At 72.3% G+C, this 16,686-nt stretch carries 12 protein-coding genes; 9 read left to right on the top strand and 3 right to left on the bottom strand.

The window, feature by feature from the left end:
- Nucleotides 1-170: 170 nt before the first annotated feature.
- Nucleotides 171-653 carry a DUF456 domain-containing protein gene (locus ACGFU6_RS05915; RefSeq protein WP_393608294.1) on the bottom strand — a complete coding sequence of 161 codons (483 nt, stop codon included), beginning with the start codon at nucleotides 651-653 and terminating at the stop codon, nucleotides 171-173.
- A gap of 111 nt (nucleotides 654-764) precedes the next feature.
- Complete coding sequence (locus ACGFU6_RS05910) at nucleotides 765-1,754, bottom strand: helix-turn-helix domain-containing protein (RefSeq protein WP_393608293.1); 990 nt, start codon at nucleotides 1,752-1,754, stop codon at nucleotides 765-767.
- A gap of 211 nt (nucleotides 1,755-1,965) precedes the next feature.
- On the opposite strand from ACGFU6_RS05910, the gene ACGFU6_RS05905 reads away from it, so the two are divergent.
- The 3 genes from ACGFU6_RS05905 (at nucleotide 1,966) to ACGFU6_RS05895 (ending at nucleotide 9,356) form a co-directional block, all read left to right on the top strand.
- The gene (locus ACGFU6_RS05905; protein WP_393608292.1) at nucleotides 1,966-5,736 is read left to right on the top strand and encodes a S8 family serine peptidase; all 3,771 of its coding nucleotides are present in this window, start codon (nucleotides 1,966-1,968) and stop codon (nucleotides 5,734-5,736) included.
- A gap of 140 nt (nucleotides 5,737-5,876) precedes the next feature.
- Nucleotides 5,877-7,499 carry a protein phosphatase 2C domain-containing protein gene (locus tag ACGFU6_RS05900; protein ID WP_393608290.1) on the top strand — a complete coding sequence of 541 codons (1,623 nt, stop codon included), beginning with the start codon at nucleotides 5,877-5,879 and terminating at the stop codon, nucleotides 7,497-7,499.
- Nucleotides 7,500-7,613: 114 nt separating this feature from the next.
- Nucleotides 7,614-9,356 (top strand): pyruvate dehydrogenase, encoded by a 1,743-nt coding sequence (locus ACGFU6_RS05895; protein WP_393608289.1) that lies wholly within the window; start codon nucleotides 7,614-7,616, stop codon nucleotides 9,354-9,356.
- Nucleotides 9,357-9,410: 54 nt separating this feature from the next.
- Here the strand turns inward: ACGFU6_RS05895 and ACGFU6_RS05890 are convergent, their stop codons facing one another.
- The gene (locus ACGFU6_RS05890) at nucleotides 9,411-10,166 is read right to left on the bottom strand and encodes an ALF repeat-containing protein (RefSeq protein WP_393608287.1); all 756 of its coding nucleotides are present in this window, start codon (nucleotides 10,164-10,166) and stop codon (nucleotides 9,411-9,413) included.
- Between the two features lie 318 nt (nucleotides 10,167-10,484).
- Between ACGFU6_RS05890 and ACGFU6_RS05885 the strand changes: the two genes are divergently transcribed.
- From ACGFU6_RS05885 to ACGFU6_RS05860, 6 genes are all read left to right on the top strand, one after another.
- A complete protein-coding gene (locus tag ACGFU6_RS05885; RefSeq protein ID WP_393608285.1) occupies nucleotides 10,485-11,684 on the top strand; it encodes an NAD(P)/FAD-dependent oxidoreductase in 1,200 nt (399 codons plus the stop codon).
- Nucleotides 11,681-12,019, top strand: coding sequence for a (2Fe-2S)-binding protein (locus ACGFU6_RS05880; RefSeq protein WP_393608284.1), 339 nt, complete (start codon nucleotides 11,681-11,683; stop codon nucleotides 12,017-12,019). The genes ACGFU6_RS05885 and ACGFU6_RS05880 overlap by 4 nt, the downstream gene beginning before the upstream one ends.
- Entirely contained in the window at nucleotides 12,000-13,478 is a 1,479-nt protein-coding gene (locus ACGFU6_RS05875) for an FAD-dependent oxidoreductase (RefSeq protein ID WP_393608282.1), read from the top strand. Before ACGFU6_RS05880 ends, ACGFU6_RS05875 begins: the two co-directional genes overlap by 20 nt.
- 107 nt (nucleotides 13,479-13,585) lie before the next feature.
- Nucleotides 13,586-14,488: a dihydrodipicolinate synthase family protein gene (locus tag ACGFU6_RS05870; RefSeq protein ID WP_393608280.1), complete on the top strand. Its 903-nt coding sequence runs from the start codon at nucleotides 13,586-13,588 to the stop codon at nucleotides 14,486-14,488.
- A 213-nt stretch (nucleotides 14,489-14,701) separates the two neighbouring features.
- Entirely contained in the window at nucleotides 14,702-15,703 is a 1,002-nt protein-coding gene (locus ACGFU6_RS05865) for a proline racemase family protein (RefSeq protein WP_393608279.1), read from the top strand.
- 115 nt (nucleotides 15,704-15,818) lie between these two features.
- Entirely contained in the window at nucleotides 15,819-16,490 is a 672-nt protein-coding gene (locus ACGFU6_RS05860) for a GntR family transcriptional regulator (protein ID WP_393608277.1), read from the top strand.
- Nucleotides 16,491-16,686: the final 196 nt, after the last annotated feature.

Raw genomic sequence — 16,686 nt, 5'->3', positions numbered from 1 at the left:
CGACTCGTACGCAGGCGGGCGCAACAATTCATCCGAGCTATGTCCTCACGGAAGGTAGACTTGAGCCATCAGAGCGTCAATAGGGTGAGAGAGATCCGATGTATTTCTATCCATGTGATCGGGCGCCGACTACGTGACATCAGGTCCCCGCTCGAAGCCGCACCCGCGGGTCAGTGCAGGAGCAGTACGCCGAGCCACGCCCCGGTCACCAGCAGGCAGGCGAACAGCTCGATCAGCACGGAGTAGCCGGTGGCCCGCATCACCGAGCGGACCGAGGCCCAGCCCGCCCCCCGGCTGCCCAGACGCAGCCGCTCCACCCCGAAGATCACGCCCACGTACCCGAGGACCGCGCCCACCACCGGGACGACGAAGAAGCCGGCGATCGCACCGATCCCGCCCAGCAGCAGCGTCCTGCGCGGCGCACCCGACTCACGCGGGCGTCGGGGTGGCAGGAGCGGTTTCAGCGCCTGGTTGAGCAGCAGGAGCGCCGTGGCGCCGATCAGTACGCCCCAGGCCGCCGGGGTGTTGTCCGCCAGCGCCCACCACAGCACGGCCGCCCAGACGATCGCCTGGCCGGGCACGCCGGGCAGCAGCACGCCGATCAGGCCGAGCAGGATGACCAGGCCGACGGCGACGAGCTGCCACACACTCATCTGACCAGCCTGCCGGAGTCCGGCCGCTCCCGCCCGTCGTCGGCCCCGGAGCGGGTTCCGTCGGTGCAGCTCGGCGGGCGTACCGCCCGGGACGCGGGGGTGGCGCGGCCGTCAGGCGCGCGGCTCGCGGGAGACCCAGCCCCGCTCGTAGGCGTGCCAGCCCAGCTGCAGCCGGGTCGACACCCCGGTCAGCTCCATCAGCCCCTTCACCCGGCGCTGCACGGTCCGCAGCCCCAGATCCAGCTGCTTCGCGACACTGGCGTCGGTCAGCCCGGCCAGCAGCAGCGACAGGACCTCCAGATCCGTCGGATCGGGCCCGGTCGTGTCCTCCCGCACCAGACCGCTCTCACCGAGCCGCAGCGGCATCGCCTCGCGCCACACCGCCTCGAACAGCCCCATCAGCGACTCCAGCAGCCCGGATGCGTGCACGACCAGGGCCGCGGGCTCCGCGCCGCGACCGGTCAGCGGCACCATCGCCAGACCGCCGTCGGCGACCACCAGCTTGGTCGGCACCCGGTCCACCACCCGGCACTGCTCGTTCCGGCTCAGCGCCGCCGACAGCTCCAGGATGCCCGACGGCAGCGCGAGCACCTCGCGCTCGACCACCACCCGGAACGTCACGCCCCGGGTGGCGGCCTGTTCCTCTGACTCGTTGTCGAGACCGCTGACCGCGATCGGCTTCCCGGTGACCAGGGCGCACACCTCGCTCGTCGCACCCAGCTGGAGCTGGTGGAACCGGTGCGCCACCGCGCTCGCACCGGTGACCACCTCCACCAGGTCGTGGACGGCGGGTTCGGCGGCGTCCGCCCGGTACTCCTCGGCCAGCAGCACCGCCGCCAGCTCCGCCTGCTCCAGCTCATGGCGCTGCTGCGTCAGCAGCGCACCCAGCGCGACCCCCGGCGGCGCCGCCACCCAACGCCCCGTACGGGCCGAGGACTGGGCGGCCAGACCGTGCTGCTCCAGCCGGCGCAGCGCCCGTTCGGTCTCCGGCTCCGGAAGGGCCAGCCGGTGTGCGAGATCGGGCACCTCCGCCGCCCCCAGTGCCACGAGTGCCCGGTAGGCCGACTCCTGTATCTCGTCGAGTCCTATGGCTCCCAGCATCCCCGGACCCCTCCCCGGACGCAGTACTTCCGTGTCATGGCGTGTTACGCGGCCGACCGGCCGTGGCGGATAACGGCCACGGCGTAAACCCGCCTGCACACATCATCCCCGTACCGCCCGCCGCTCTGCCAATGTGGCGCCACCGCAGCACCAACAACCTCCGGAATGAGGCACTTCGTACTGCCTGTTCCGGTATCACTTGGGGAGAGCGATGCGTCCGATATCGCGTACGGCAGTGGGGGCGGCCACCGCCGCCGTCCTGGCCGTCACGGTGATCGCGCCGTCCGTGGCAGCGCCACAGGACGACACGGCCACGAAGAGACCACTCACCGGCAGCGCGGCGCCGGCCGCCGGGGCGGACAAGCCGGTCACCGTCACGCTGGTCACCGGCGACAAGGTGCTGGTGAGCAAGGACAGTTCGGGGAACGCCACGGCCACCGCCCTGGCCCGCGAGGACGGCACCCTCCCCCTCGTACAGACCCGCCGCTCCGGCAAGGACCTCTACGTCTACCCGGACACCGCCGCCAAGGCGCTCGCGACCGGCACGGTGGACGAGGAACTCTTCAACGTCACCGGGCTGATCAGGCAGGGCTACGACGACGCGCACGCGGACTCCGTCCCGCTCATCGCCACCTACTCCAAGGACACCGCCCGCAGCGCGCCCGCGACGCCGCGCGGCGCGAAGCGCGGCATCGCCCTCCCGGTCATCGACGGGGTGGCGCTCAAGGCGGACAAGACGAAGGCGGCCGGGTTCTGGGCGGACGTCACCGGCGCCCGCTCCCGTTCCGCCGCCGGGATGAAGAAGCTCTGGCTGGACCGCAAGGTCGAGGCCAGTCTCGACCGGTCCACCAAGCAGATCCGCGCCGACCTCGCCTGGGCCGCCGGATACGACGGCAAGGGCACCAAGGTCGCCGTCCTTGACACCGGCGCCGACGCCGGACACCCGGACCTCAAGGGCCGGATCACCGCGTCGGAGAACTTCACCGACTCCGACACCACCGACGACCGCCAGGGCCACGGCACCCACACCCTCTCCACGGTCGGCGGCTCCGGCGCGGCCAGCGGCGGCAAGCAGAAGGGGGTCGCACCCGGGGCCGACCTGCTCGTCGGCAAGGTCCTCAACGACAGCGGATCGGGCGACTCCTCCTGGATCATCGCGGGCATGCAGTGGGCCGTCGACCAGAAGGCCGACGTCGTCTCCATGAGCCTGGGCAGCCCCACCGCGACCGACTGCACGGACCCGATGAGCCTGGCCGCCGAGGAGTTCGGCAAGAACAAGGACACCCTGTTCGTCATCGCGGCCGGCAACATGGGTCCCGCTCTCAACACCGTCTCCTCGCCCGGCTGCGCGCCCAGTGTGCTGACCGTCGGCGCGGTCGACCGGGACGATTCCACCGCCTCGTTCTCCAGCCGGGGACCCACGATGGTCTCGCACACCCTCAAGCCCGAGATCGCAGCCCCGGGCGTCGCGATCTCGGCGGCCGCGGCAGGTGGCCGCGGGGTCTACGCCTACCAGTCGATGTCCGGCACCTCGATGGCAACCCCGCATGTCGCGGGCGCCGCCGCCATCGTCAGGGAACGCCACCCCGGCTGGAGCGCACAGCAGGTCAAGGCGGCACTCGTGTCGTCCGCGAAGAGCGACATCGCCGGTGACGTACGCGAGACCGGCGGCGGCCGGCTCGACGTCAAGGCGGCCATCGACACGACCGTGACCGGCGCGCCCGCCGTCCAGGGCGGCACCTTCAACTGGCCCCAGGACAAGAGTGACCGCACCACCGTCCAGGTGCCGTACACCAACACGGGCAGCAAGCCGGTGAAGCTCTCGCTCGAGGTGAGCGGTGTCACCGGCAACGACGGTTCGACCGTCGGGTCCTCCGTCGCCGCACTCGGCGCGAAGAACGTCACCGTGCCCGCCGGCGGGACGGTCCAGGTCCCGCTGAAGCTCGATCCGGCCGCGCGCCTCAAGGCCGCCCAGTACGGCGATGTCACCGGCCGCGTCCTGGCCACCGCCACCGGCGGGGTCAAGGTCTCCACCCCGTTCTCGCTGTACGTCGGCGCCGAGACCGTCACCCTGCGCGTCAAGCTGATCGACCGCACCGGCAAGCCCGCCGCGGGCTCCTCCTCGCTCGACCTCATCGGCACCGATGACGCGAGCGGTGAGCGCCGCTTCAACGACGGCTCGGCCGACCAGGTGTACCGGGTGCGCCCCGGCGCCTACTTCGTCTCCAGCTTCATCACGTCACCGAACCCGGAGGACGCCACCGGGCAGCTCGTCGGCTCGGTCGGCTACCTCGCCCGCCCCGAACTGAAGGTCACCAAGGACACCACCCTGGTGCTCGACGCCCGCAAGGCGCACAAGCTCCGGATCAGGACCGAGGACCGGACGAGCGAGACCCGCTCCACGACCCTCGCCTTCGGCCGTACCTGGGACGACGTCTGGATGCACTCGGGCTCGCTGACCGGCACCGGCCTCGTCGACGACTACCTCGTCGACATCCAGGGCCGCGCGCACGACGGTGACTTCGAGTTCGACAGCTTCTGGCGGGCGTACGCACCGCAGGTCAAGAAGCTTGTCGTCGCCGGCGGCGCGGATCTGCACCCCCGCAGCGCCGGAGGAGGCTCCACCGGACTCGACGGCAAGGGACAGGCCGCGCTCACCGACGCGGGCACCGGCACCCCCGAGGAGCTGGCGGCCGCCGGGGTCAAGGGCCGGATCGCCCTGGTCGAGGTCCCCGACGGCAGCCCGAACGTCTACACCCTGGCCAGCAACGCCAAGGCGGCCGGTGCCACCGCGGTCATCGCGCACCGCCCGTCGGCAGGCCCCTGGCAGCCCACGTTCGGCTACGCCCCGGCCCCGGTTCCCGTCCTGGGTATCGAGTCCTCGGAGGCCGCCGCACTGACCGCAGCCCTGGCGGGCGGCCCGGTGACCCTGCGCTGGGAGGCCACCGCCAGCAGTCCGTTCGTCTACAACCTCGGCTTCCCCGAGACCGGACCGGTCACCTCGGACCGTACGTACACCGTCCGCGACCGCAAGCTGGCGAAGTCCACCTCCACCTACGAGTCGATGGGCGTCGCGGCCGACTACGTGGACAGCCTCACCGTCTCCCGCCCCTACGGCGGCTCGTTCTTCACCGGCGGGTTCGACACGGTCTCGGTGCCCGGCAAGCGCACCGAGTACTACTCCGCCGACGACATGAGCTGGCAGCGCTTCCTCTCCTCCAGCTTCCCGTGGGGTGAGACCATGAGCGACATCGCACAGAGCTACCGGGCGGGCTCCGAACGGGCCGAGCACTGGTACGGGGGCGTGCTGGTCCCGGTCGCCCCTCGCGACGCGACGGGGGCGCTCCAACTGGCCGGTGAGCGCCAGGACAATCTGCTCGGGGTCGCCACCGCGTTCGTCGGCGACAGCGAACACACCGGTGCGCAGGGCTCGTTCGGCGATCTCGGCAGCATGCGACTGACCAGCGGCGGCAAGGAGATCGGCACCAGCTCCTACCCGTTCGGCACCTTCACGGTTCCCGCCGGGGACGCGCCCTACGAGCTCACCCTGCTCACGACGAAGACCGGTGGTCCCGCGGCGGTCTGGAAGCGCTCCACCTTCACCGAGACCACCTGGAAATTCCGTTCGCACCGGGACGAGAACGCCTACTCGCAGGGGCTCGCGCTGCTCTTCCCCGGCTATGACCTGCCGTCCGACGGGATGAAGACCCTCGCTGCCAAGGACGGTCAGAAGATCGGACTGAGCGTCACGGGCCACGCCGGCTACACGCCCGGCAAGCTGACGGCCGTCAAGGTGTCGTACTCGTACGACGGCGGCGAGACCTGGACCGGGGCCACCACCACCCAGCGCAGCGGCCGCTGGACCGCGACCGTGAACCACGCGGGCGCGGCCGGCAAGCCGGTCACGCTGCGGACCGAACTGACGGACGCCAAGGGCAACTCCGTCGTGCAGACCGTGACCGACGCCTACGCCGTGCGCTGACGCCGGATCACCCGACCGGTCCGCCGGGCGTCCTTCCCGTGGGGGGTGGGGACGCCCGGCGGACCTCTTTTCGGGGAGAGCCTCGGGGCATTTTCGGGATGACCCGTTTTGCCGGGCCTCCAGCGGTGGACAATATGGGCATGAGTCAGCAGGGGGAGAGGCCCGCCGCCCAGGAGGACGACTGGTGGCGCAGGCTGTACGACGAATCCGCCCCGGACGCCGGGGCGAGCCAGGCGGCCGACAGTCTCGACGACCGCTTCGACTCGGCGTCGGACGCTGTGGGGGCCGCCGGCGTCCTTGATGACCGTGAGGCGTACGGGGTTGCGGCCGCGGTGCCCGAGCCGCGTGTCGCACCGCCGGAGCCGGGCCCGGTGGCGCAGGCCGCGCCCGTTCCACCGCCGCCGCCCCTGCCTCCGGAGGAGCCGCCGCGTGCTCCGTGGGAGCCGCCTTCCGGCACCTCCGGGCCCCGCACCTTCGCGGCGCCGGTTCCCGAGCCGGTTCCCGAGCCGGTTCCCGAGCCGGAGCCCGAGCCCGAGCCCGAGCCGGAGCCGGAGCCCGTACCCGTTCCGTCCGCCGCCGATCCCCGCGTCGCCCGGAGTCCACTGCCCGGCCAGGACGGCCAGGACGGCCAGGCGTCGCCCGCCGCCGACGTGATGCCGCCGCTGCCCAGGCGGCCGGTCGTCCAGCGGAACGGGGACGAGCGGCCGGCGTCGGACGCGGCGGACCCGGCACCAGCCGTCCCCGCTGCCGAGGCGGAGGCGCATGAGGAGCCGGAAGCGCCCCGGCCCGTCTCGTACGTGGGGGCCAGGCCGCCCACGTACGACGCGGAACCCACCGCGCTGCCCGCCACCGACCCCCGCGAGATCCACGCCCTCGTCGCCGACACCGTGCTCGACGGCGCCAGCTACGGGACGTACACCCTGCGGGCCGCCTCCGTGCGCGGGGACTCCGCACGGTTCCGGGGCGAGCCCCGGCGCGACGCGCTGGTCACGGCGCGCTTCGGTACGGCCGAGAGCGCCCTCGTCCTGGTCGCCGTCGCGGGCGGCGCCCGCACCGCCGAGGGCGCGCATCCGGCCGCCGCCGATGCCTGCCGCTGGATCGGGGAGGCCGTCGGACGCAGCCACGCCCGGCTCTCCGAGGACATAAGGGCGGGCCGTCGCGGCGAGCTGAAGTCCGGCCTGCACCGGCTGGCCGACCGCACCTACGGCAGGCTCCGCGCCCGCGCCGCCGAACTCGGTCTCGAACCGCACGAGTACACGGCGGGCCTGCGCTGCCTGCTGCTTTCCGCCGACCCCGGCTGCCGTACCCGGGTCTTCTTCGGTGTCGGCGGCGGCGGGCTCTTCCGGCTGCGCGACGGCGGCTGGCAGGACCTCGAACCGATGGTCCCGCACTCCGGCGAACTCACCGGCGAGGGGGTGGTCGGCTTCGGCTCGGCGTCACCCGAGAGCGGGCCCGACGGCGAGCGGCTCACCATGGACCTGGGGATCGCCACCGGGCCGTCCCCGTACATCGAGAGCCCGGTCCCGCCGCCCGCCGAGCCGTTCCGGTTCCGGGCCTCGGTCGCCCGGCCGGGCGACACCCTGCTGCTGTGCAGCAACGGCCTGGCGGACCCCCTGCGCGACGAGCCGGCGCTCGCCGACGCACTGGCCGAGCGCTGGGCACCCGGCCCCGCGCCGGGTCTCGCGGCCTTCCTCGCGGACACCCAGCTCAGGGTCAAGGGATACGCCGACGACCGCACGGCCGTCGGCGTCTGGGAGGCGTAACCGCGCGGGCCATGGGTTGATGGACTCCGGAGAACCCGTCCGGGCGAGGTCTCGCGTCCCGGGGTCCCGGACAGCCGAACGTGCACGGAGCACAGGCAGAGGGAGCACGCACCCATGGCCAAGCAGAACGTGGCGGAGCAGTTCGTCGACGTCCTCGCCCGCGCGGGAGTCAAGCGCCTGTACGGGGTCGTCGGCGACAGCCTCAACCCGGTCGTCGACGCGATCCGCAGGCACTCGGACATGGACTGGATCCAGGTCAGACACGAGGAGACGGCCGCGTTCGCAGCCGGTGCGGAGGCGCAGATCACCGGCACCCTGGCGGCCTGCGCCGGCTCGTGCGGACCGGGAAACCTGCACCTCATCAACGGCCTTTACGACGCACACCGCTCCATGGCACCGGTGCTCGCGCTCGCCTCGCACATCCCGTCGAGCGAGATCGGCCTCGGCTACTTCCAGGAGACCCATCCGGAGCTGCTCTTCCAGGAGTGCAGCCACTACAACGAGATGATCTCCAACCCCCGGCAGATGCCTCGGCTGCTCCAGACGGCCATCCAGCACGCGATCGGCCGGGGCGGCGTCAGCGTCGTCTCCATGCCGGGCGACATCGCCTCGCAGACCGCGCCGGAGAAGACGATCGAACACGCGCTGGTGACCTCGCGGCCCAGCGTGCGGCCCGGCGACGCGGAGATCGAGAAGCTCTGCCGGATGGTCGACGAGGCCAAACGGGTGACGCTGTTCTGCGGCAGCGGCACGGCGGGCGCGCACGCCGAGGTGATGGAGTTCGCCGAACGGGTGAAGGCCCCCGTCGGGCACGCGCTGCGCGGCAAGGAGTGGATCCAGTACGACAACCCGTACGACGTCGGCATGAGCGGCCTGCTCGGCTACGGCGCCGCCTACGAGGCCACCAACGAGTGCGATCTGCTGATCCTGCTCGGCACGGACTTCCCGTACAACGCCTTCCTGCCCACCGATGTGAAGATCGTCCAGGTCGATGTGCGCCCCGAGCACCTCGGCCGCCGCTCGAAGCTCGACCTGGCTGTCTGGGGCGACGTCCGCGAGACGCTGCGCTGTCTGACGCCCCGGGTGAAGGCGAAGTCCGACCGCAAGTTCCTCGACCGGATGCTGAAGAAGCACGCCGACGCGCTGGAGGGTGTGGTCAGCGCCTACACCCGCAAGGTCGACAAGCATGTCCCCATCCATCCCGAGTACGTGGCCTCGGTCCTGGACGAAATCGCGGACGACGATGCGGTGTTCACCGTCGACACCGGCATGTGCAACGTCTGGGCGGCCCGCTATCTGACGCCGAACGGCAAGCGCCGGGTGATCGGTTCGTTCAGCCACGGCTCGATGGCCAACGCGCTGCCGCAGGCCATCGGCGCGCAGTTCACGGACCGGAACCGGCAGGTCGTCTCGATGTCCGGGGACGGCGGATTCACCATGCTGATGGGGGACTTCCTGACGCTGGTCCAGTACGACCTGCCGGTCAAGGTCGTGCTGTTCAACAACTCCGCGCTGGGCATGGTCGAACTGGAGATGCTGGTGGCGGGGCTGCCGTCGTTCGGCACGACCAACAAGAACCCTGACTTCGCGGCCATCGCGCGGGCCTCGGGGGCGTACGGCGTACGGGTCGAGAAGCCCAAGCAGCTCGAAGGCGCCCTCAAGGACGCGTTCAAGCACAAGGGTCCGGCGCTCGTCGACATCGTCACCGACCCCAACGCGCTCTCCATCCCGCCGAAGATCAGTGCGGACATGGTGACCGGGTTCGCGCTCTCCGCGAGCAAGATCGTGCTGGACGGCGGGGTGGGCCGGATGCTCCAGATGGCCCGTTCCAACCTGCGCAACGTGCCCCGCCCCTGAGGCCGCCGGACCCGAGCGGCCGGGCCCCGTGTAGGCCGGCCGCTCAGGCGCGACCTACGCGTCCACCTCGTACTGCCCGTGCTCCAGGAAGTACCGCAGCTCCTCCGGCGTACCGTCGATGGCGTCCTCGGCCGCGGCCCGGAGCGCGCTGCTGATGTCCGGGTCGGCGAGGATGCGGGCGACGGCGACCCGGTCGTCTTCTGCCTGGGCGAGGCGGTAGCCGGTTTCGAGCCAGGCGCGGAGCTGTTCCGGGGTGGGGTTGCTGTCGAGGAGTTCGTTGACTTCCCTGATGACGCGCTTTCCGCTGTCGGGGTTGGCGAGGAGGCTGACGATGGCGACTGAGTCGTCTTCTGCCTGGGCGAGGCGGTAGCCGGTTTCGAGCCAGGCGCGGAGCTGTTCCGGGGTGGGGTTGCTGTCGAGGAGTTCGTTGACTTCCCTGATGACGCGCTTTCCGCTGTCGGGGTTGGCGAGGAGGCTGACGATGGCGACTGAGTCGTCCTCTGCCTGGGCCAGGCGGTAACCGGTCCTCAGGAAGGCGCGCATGTCCTCCACCGTGCCGTCGAGGGCTTTGTTCGCCTCCCGGGTGACCCCCCTGCCGCTGTCCTCGTCCGCCATGATGCGGAGGATCGCGATACGGAGTTCCTCCTCGGACATGTCGTCCACGGGCGTGCCGGAGTCGTCCGTGGCTGCCGGCGCCGTCACGGTGGCGGGCGCTGAAGCGGCACCGGCGGCGAAGGCCGGAGCGGTCAGCAGGAGGGCCGGAGTCAGGGCGCCTGCTGCGACGGCCAGGGCGGCACGGGTGAGTCTCATACGGGTGGGCCTCTTTCTCGGAACACAGGAACACAGGAACACAGTGATGATCGGGCGCCGGTGAACGCGTGTGCGTTCGTCGGTGACTTGATTGTGGCCCGCGATGCCGCCCGGGATCACTGCCGTATCCCGGCAGTTGTCGCACTCCCCACACTTCCATTGGCATGCCTCGCGCCACCCCGCCCTCTACCTGCACAGCAGCGGCAGCCCGGAGCCTCCGCCGCCGCTCCACGAGTGCGGCTGTGACCTGACATAGCGTCATGTGCAGTCGGGCGCAGGGCTCTTGGCACCCCCAAAGCAATGTGACATATTACTGACGTGTTCACGAGACAGCCCTTGGATGTCGTCGTTGTCGGGGCCGGAGTGGTCGGCGCCGCCTGCGCCTATTACGCCGCCCGGTCCGGACTCGCGGTCGCGGTGGTGGACAGCGGCCCGGTCGCCGGTGGCACCACCGGGGCGGGGGAGGGGAATCTCCTGGTCTCCGACAAGCCGCCCGGCCCCGAGCTGGCCCTCGCGCTGCACTCCGCCTCCCTCTGGCGCGAACTCGCACAAGTCCTGCCTTCCGAAATCGAGTTCGAGCAGAAGGGAGGCCTGGTGGTCGCGGCGGACGAGACGTCGCTGGCCGGTCTGACCGCGACAGCGGCCGGACAGGCCGAGGCGGGGGTACGGGCCTGCGCCGTCGCTCCGGACGAGCTGCCCGGACTGGAACCGCATCTCGCGCCCGGCCTCGCGGGCGGCGTCCTGTACCCGCAGGACGCCCAGGTCCAACCCGCACTCGCGGCAGCCCACCTGCTGCGCGCGGCCCGCCGGGCCGGGGCCGGTGTCCACCTCGGCGAGGCGGTCACCGCGGTGTTGACCGGGCCGGCGGGGGCGGTGCGCGGCGTACGGACCGGGCGGGGTGATCTGCCGGCGCCTGCGGTGGTCAACGCCACCGGCGTCCGGGGCGGCGAACTGGCGGCACTGGCGGGGGTGGAACTGCCCGTACTGCCCAGACGCGGCTTCGTCCTGGTCACCGAGCCGCTGCCCCGGCTGATCAGGCACAAGGTGTACGCGGCGGAGTACGTGGCCGACGTGTCCAGCGCGTCGGCCGCGCTGCAGACCTCACCGGTCGTCGAAGGGACCCCGTCGGGGCCTGTACTGATCGGCGCCAGCCGTGAACGGGTCGGCTTCGACCGTACGTTGTCCGTGCCGGTGATCAGCCGGCTGGCGGCTGCGGCCGCCGCGCTCTTCCCCGTACTCGGTCAGGCCCGCGTGCTGCGCGCCTACCACGGCTTCCGCCCCTACCTGCCGGACCACCTGCCGGCGATCGGCCCCGACCGCCGGGTACCGGGCCTCTTCCACGCCTGCGGTCACGAGGGCGCGGGGATCGGGCTGGCTCCCGCGACGGCCGCGCTGATCGTCGCGGCGATCCGCGAGGAGGAGCCCGCCATCGACCCCGAACCGTTCCGGCCCGACCGGTTCGACACCGCCCTCGACGACGGCCCGACCGCCCGGTCACCGAGACAGGAGCCCTGGTGATACGCATCCGCAAGCGCACCGCCGCCCGCACCCCCGCCGCCCTGGCCGGTGCCGAACCGGGGCCGGAGTTCGAGATCACCTTCGACGGCCGCCCGCTTCGCGCACTGCCCGGTCAGAGTGTGGCCGCGGTCCTCTGGGCGGCCTCCGTCCTCACCTGGCGCACCACCAGGGTGAACGGACGCCCGCGCGGGGCGTTCTGCGGAATCGGCTCCTGCTTCGACTGCCTGGTCACCGTGAACGGGCTCCCCGGCCGACGGGCCTGTCAGCTGTCCGCCCGCCCCGGCGACGTGGTCACGACCCAGGAGGGGGACGGTCATGCCGGACTCGGCCACTGAACACGCCGAACACGCCGAACACCCCACCCCCGAAGCGGACTTCACCGAACTCGCGGTGGTGGGAGCCGGGCCGGCCGGACTGGCGGCCGCGGTCACCGCCGCAGACGGCGGGCTCCACGTCGTCCTGCTCGACGCGGCGGACACACCGGGCGGCCAGTACTACCGCTCCCCGGCCCCCGGCCTCGGCGCCACCCGGCCCGGGGCACTGCACCACGGCTGGGCGCGGTTCGCGGCGCTCACGGACCGGCTCGGCCGCCACCGGGCCGCGGGACGGATCCGCCACCTCGCCGGGCATCAGGTCTGGACCGTCGAGCGGACCGGGGCGGACTGGACCCTGCACGCGGTCACCGGCCCCGACGGCGAGGGCTCGGCCACACTCCGGGCCCGCCGTCTGCTCATCGCGACCGGCTCCTTCGAGCGCCAACTCCCCTTCCCAGGCTGGACACTGCCCGGGGTGGTGGGCGCGGCCGGGGCGCAGGCCATGCTGAAGTCCGGGCTGGTGCTGCCCGGACGGCGCGTCGTCGTCGCGGGCAGCGGACCCCTGCTCCAGGCCGTCGCCCTCTCCCTGGCGCGGGCCGGCGCCCGGGTGCCCGCACTGGTGGAGGCCGCCGGATACGGGGCGTACGCACGCGCACCCCGCGTACTGGCCGCCGACCCCGGCCGGCTCCGGGAGGGGATCCGGTACGCGGCGGCGCTGGCCGGCCACCGGGTGCGGCTGCTGACCCACCGCGCGGTCACCGCGGTACACGGGACCGACCGGGTGGAGGGCGTCACCGTCAGCCGGCTGGACCGCGAGTGGCGCCCGCTGCCCGGGACCGGCCGCCGGATCGACTGCGACGCCCTGGCCGTGGGCCACGGCCTGGTCCCCCAGCTCGACCTGGCCGTCGGCCTGGGCTGCGCGACCCGGTGCGGCGCGGACGGATCGGCCGCCCTGGTGCTCGACGAGGACCTGCGCACCACCGTGCCCGGCGTCTGGGCGGCGGGCGAGACGGGCGGCATCGGCGGCGTGCACCTCGCTCTGGCCGAGGGGGAGTTGGCGGCCCTCGCGGTGACCGGCGACGCCCGGAACGGGACGCGGGCCAGGGACGCCCACCGCATGGCGGCGCTGCGCCGGGCCGGGCGGCGGATGCGCGCGTTCGCCGAGCTGATGGGCGCCGTGCACCGGCCCGGCCCGGGGTGGACCGGGTGGCTCGCCGCCGACACGGAGGTCTGCCGATGCGAGGAGGTCACCGCCGGGGCGATACGCGAGGCGGTCGATGACCTCGGCGCGGGGGACAGCCGTACGGTCAAGCTCCTCACCCGGGCCGGGATGGGCTGGTGCCAGGGCCGGACGTGCGGCTTCCCGGTCCGGGAACTGGCGGGCTGCCCGACGGAGGCCGGAGCTCCGGACCGCCGCCCGCTCGCCTGCCCGGTCCCCCTCGCCACGCTCGCGCGCGCCGTCCGCCCCGAGGACGTGTGAGCCCCCGGGGCACGGGGGTCCCCAGAGCACCGCCGCGAGCGAGGCCCCTCTCCTTCCCCCTTCGCCGGTCCATGTCATGCCACACCTCTGAGGGAGCCCCGATGTCGATGAACCCCACTGCCCGGAACAGTCCTTGGCGAGGCGTCATGGTCGCCACTCCGCTCACCCTGCGCGACGACCGCTCCATCGACTTCGACGCGTACGCGGCCCACGTCCGCGACCTCGTGGACGCCGGCTGCGACGGGGTGGTGCCGAACGGCTCGCTGGGGGAGTACCAGACCCTCACGGACCAGGAGCGCGACCAGGTGGTGCGGGTCGCGGTCGAGGCCGCCGGGGACGGGGCCAGGGTCATGCCCGGGGTCTCCGCCTACGACAGCGCCCAGTCGCGCCGCCTGGCCGACCGGGCGGCGGAGGCGGGTGCCGCGTCCGTCCTGCTGCTCCCGCCCAACGGCTACCCGTGCGAGGACGCCGCCGTGCGCGCGCACTACGCCGAGGTCGCCGGGGCGGGCCTGCCGGTCGTCGCGTACAACAACCCCTACGACACAAAGGTCGACCTGACCCCGGGGCTCCTCGCGCAACTCCACGCGGACGGGTCGATCGTGGCCGTCAAGGAGTTCAGCGGGGACGTCCGCAGGGCCTACGAGATCGCCGAGGAGGCACCCGGGCTCGACCTGCTGGTGGGGGCCGACGACGTACTGCTGGAACTCGCCCTGGCCGGTGCGGTCGGCTGGATCGCGGGCTGTCCCAACATGCTGCCCGCCGGCTGTGTCGCGCTGTACCGCGCCGCTGTCTCGGGCGATCTGGAGGCTGCCCTGCCGCTCTACCGGCGGCTCCACCCGCTGCTGCGGTGGGACTCCAAACCGGAGTTCGTCCAGGCGATCAAGGCGTCGATGGACATCGTCGGCCGGCACGGCGGTCCCACCCGGCCGCCCCGCCTGCCCCTGGAGGCGGCGGCCGCCACCGCCGTGCGCGCCGCCACGGAGAAGGCGCTGGCCGAAGGGCTGGGCTGACTCCGGGTCCGCTCAGTCCGGAACCGCCAGGCCCGGCCCGGTAGCAGGCACGGCGGAACGTACGACCCACCGCACAACGCCCAGCGTACGACCCACCGCACAATGCCCAGCGCACGACCCACCGCACAACGCCCAGCGCAGGACACACCGCACGACACACCGCGCGGCGCACGCACGTGCCGCGCGGACCGGCAGGACGACCGAGGGGGAGACTTGCGCACGCGTCACGTATTCCACGCCGTCGACTCGCACACCGAGGGCATGCCCACCCGCGTCATCACCGGCGGGATCGGCGCCGTCCCCGGCGCCACCATGGCCGAGCGGCGCGACCACTTCATGGCGCACCGCGACGCGGTACGCACCCTGCTGATGTACGAGCCACGCGGCCACGCCGCCATGAGCGGGGCCGTTCTCCAGCCGCCGACCCGGCCCGACGCCGACTTCGGGGTGCTGTTCATGGAGGTCTCGGGCTGCCTGCCGATGTGCGGACACGGCACGATCGGAGTGGCCACCGTACTGGTGGAGACCGGCATGGTCGAGGTCACCGAACCGGTCACCACCGTACGGCTCGACACCCCGGCCGGACTGGTCTCCGTCGACGTCCACGTCGAGGACGGCGCCGCGATCTCCGTCACCCTGACCAACGTTCCCGCCTTCTCCGCCGGCCTGGGACTCACCGCGAAGGTGCCCGGCCTCGGCACCGTCACCTACGACCTCGCCTACGGCGGAAACTTCTACGCGATGGTGCAACTGGCCGATCTGGGACTGCCGTTCGACCGGTCACGCAAGGACGAACTGCTGGCGGCGGGGCTCGCCCTGATGGACGCGGTCAACGAGACGGACCGCCCGGTCCACCCCCTCGATCCCGGGATCAGCGGGCTCAAGCACGTCCAGTTGATCGCGCCCGGCTCCGACGCGGTGCGCTCCCGGAACGCCATGGCCATCCACCCCGGGTGGTTCGACCGGTCGCCGTGCGGCACCGGGACCTCGGCGCGGATGGCCCAGCTCCACGCGCGGGGCGAACTTCCGCTGGACACCGACTTCGTGAACGAGTCGTTCATCGGCACCACGTTCACCGGCCGGCTGGTCGCGGAGACCACCGTCGCCGCGCTGCCCGCGGTCGTCCCCACCGTCACGGGACGCGCCTGGATCACCGGAACCGCGCAGTACTTCCTCGACCCGTCCGACCCCTTCCCCGAGGGGTTCCTGCTGTGAATCCGTGATCCGGCGGACGCTCCTGCCCGGCCCCGTACTTCACACCCCACGGGGCCGGGACGCAAGACAACGTCACATTGTATTCTGGCTCTCCGCACGGTGCTGGAGGACAGACATGGCCCGCCTCACGTCGCTCAACGCGATCTCGGCGCAGGAACATCTGCGCGACCAGGTGGCGCACGCGCTGCGGGCGGCGCTGATCGCCGGTGAGCTGAGGCCGGGGACGATCTACTCGGCGCCCGCGCTCGCCTCCGAGTTCGGCGTCTCCGCGACACCCGTGCGGGAGGCCATGCTCGATCTGGCCCGGGAGGGACTGGTCGAGGCCGTCCGCAACAAGGGCTTCCGGATCACCGAACTGACCGACCAGGACCTCGACGACTTCACCGAACTCCGCGCCATGATCGAGGTCCCCACCGTCGGCCGGATCGCACGGATGGGCCTGACGCTGGAGCTGGAGGCGCTGCGCCCCGTCGCGAAGGAGATCGTCGAGGCCGCACGCCGGCACGACATCCTTGGCTACCTGGAGGCCGACCGGCGCTTCCACCTCGCCCTGCTCGGGCTGGCCGGGAATCGCCGGCTGGTCGAGGAGGTCGGTGAGCTGCGCAAGCGTTCGCGCCTGTACGGCCTGAACAGGCTTGCGGAATCAGGCCAGTTGACGGCCTCGGCCGAGGAGCACGTACAGCTCCTCGATCTGGTCGTCGCCGGGGACGCCCCGGGCGCCGAGGCCTGCATGCTCGCCCACATGTCCCATGTCCGGTCCCTGTGGGCCGACGGCATGAAGGCCTGACACTCCCCGAACGCTCCCTGGCAAGCACCGGACCCGGATGACGCAGGCTGTCCGGGTGCTCCGTCATGTCCGGCGCCGGGTGCGGTGAGCCTCCTCAAGTCGCTTGCTGGCGGCCAGAGTTGGCCGCCATGCCAATTCGCGCCCAACTGCTTCCTAAGGACATGTGACATGTGCCATTGTACAGGCGGTCGCCATC

This window comes from Streptomyces sp. NPDC048462 (assembly GCF_043200175.1).
Classification (GTDB): Bacteria; Actinomycetota; Actinomycetes; order Streptomycetales; family Streptomycetaceae; genus Streptomyces.
Note: the sequence above shows the minus strand (reverse complement) of the source record. Positions and strands in the feature narration are given on the sequence as shown.

Coding starts and splice junctions, on each gene's coding strand:
- ACGFU6_RS05915 (WP_393608294.1), bottom strand. CDS start 653: ATGAGTGTGTGGCAGCTCGTCGCCGTCGGCCTGGTCATCCTGCTCGGC.
- ACGFU6_RS05910 (WP_393608293.1), bottom strand. CDS start 1,754: ATGCTGGGAGCCATAGGACTCGACGAGATACAGGAGTCGGCCTACCGG.
- ACGFU6_RS05905 (WP_393608292.1), top strand. CDS start 1,966: ATGCGTCCGATATCGCGTACGGCAGTGGGGGCGGCCACCGCCGCCGTC.
- ACGFU6_RS05900 (WP_393608290.1), top strand. CDS start 5,877: ATGAGTCAGCAGGGGGAGAGGCCCGCCGCCCAGGAGGACGACTGGTGG.
- ACGFU6_RS05895 (WP_393608289.1), top strand. CDS start 7,614: ATGGCCAAGCAGAACGTGGCGGAGCAGTTCGTCGACGTCCTCGCCCGC.
- ACGFU6_RS05890 (WP_393608287.1), bottom strand. CDS start 10,166: ATGAGACTCACCCGTGCCGCCCTGGCCGTCGCAGCAGGCGCCCTGACT.
- ACGFU6_RS05875 (WP_393608282.1), top strand. CDS start 12,000: ATGCCGGACTCGGCCACTGAACACGCCGAACACGCCGAACACCCCACC.
- ACGFU6_RS05870 (WP_393608280.1), top strand. CDS start 13,586: ATGAACCCCACTGCCCGGAACAGTCCTTGGCGAGGCGTCATGGTCGCC.
- ACGFU6_RS05860 (WP_393608277.1), top strand. CDS start 15,819: ATGGCCCGCCTCACGTCGCTCAACGCGATCTCGGCGCAGGAACATCTG.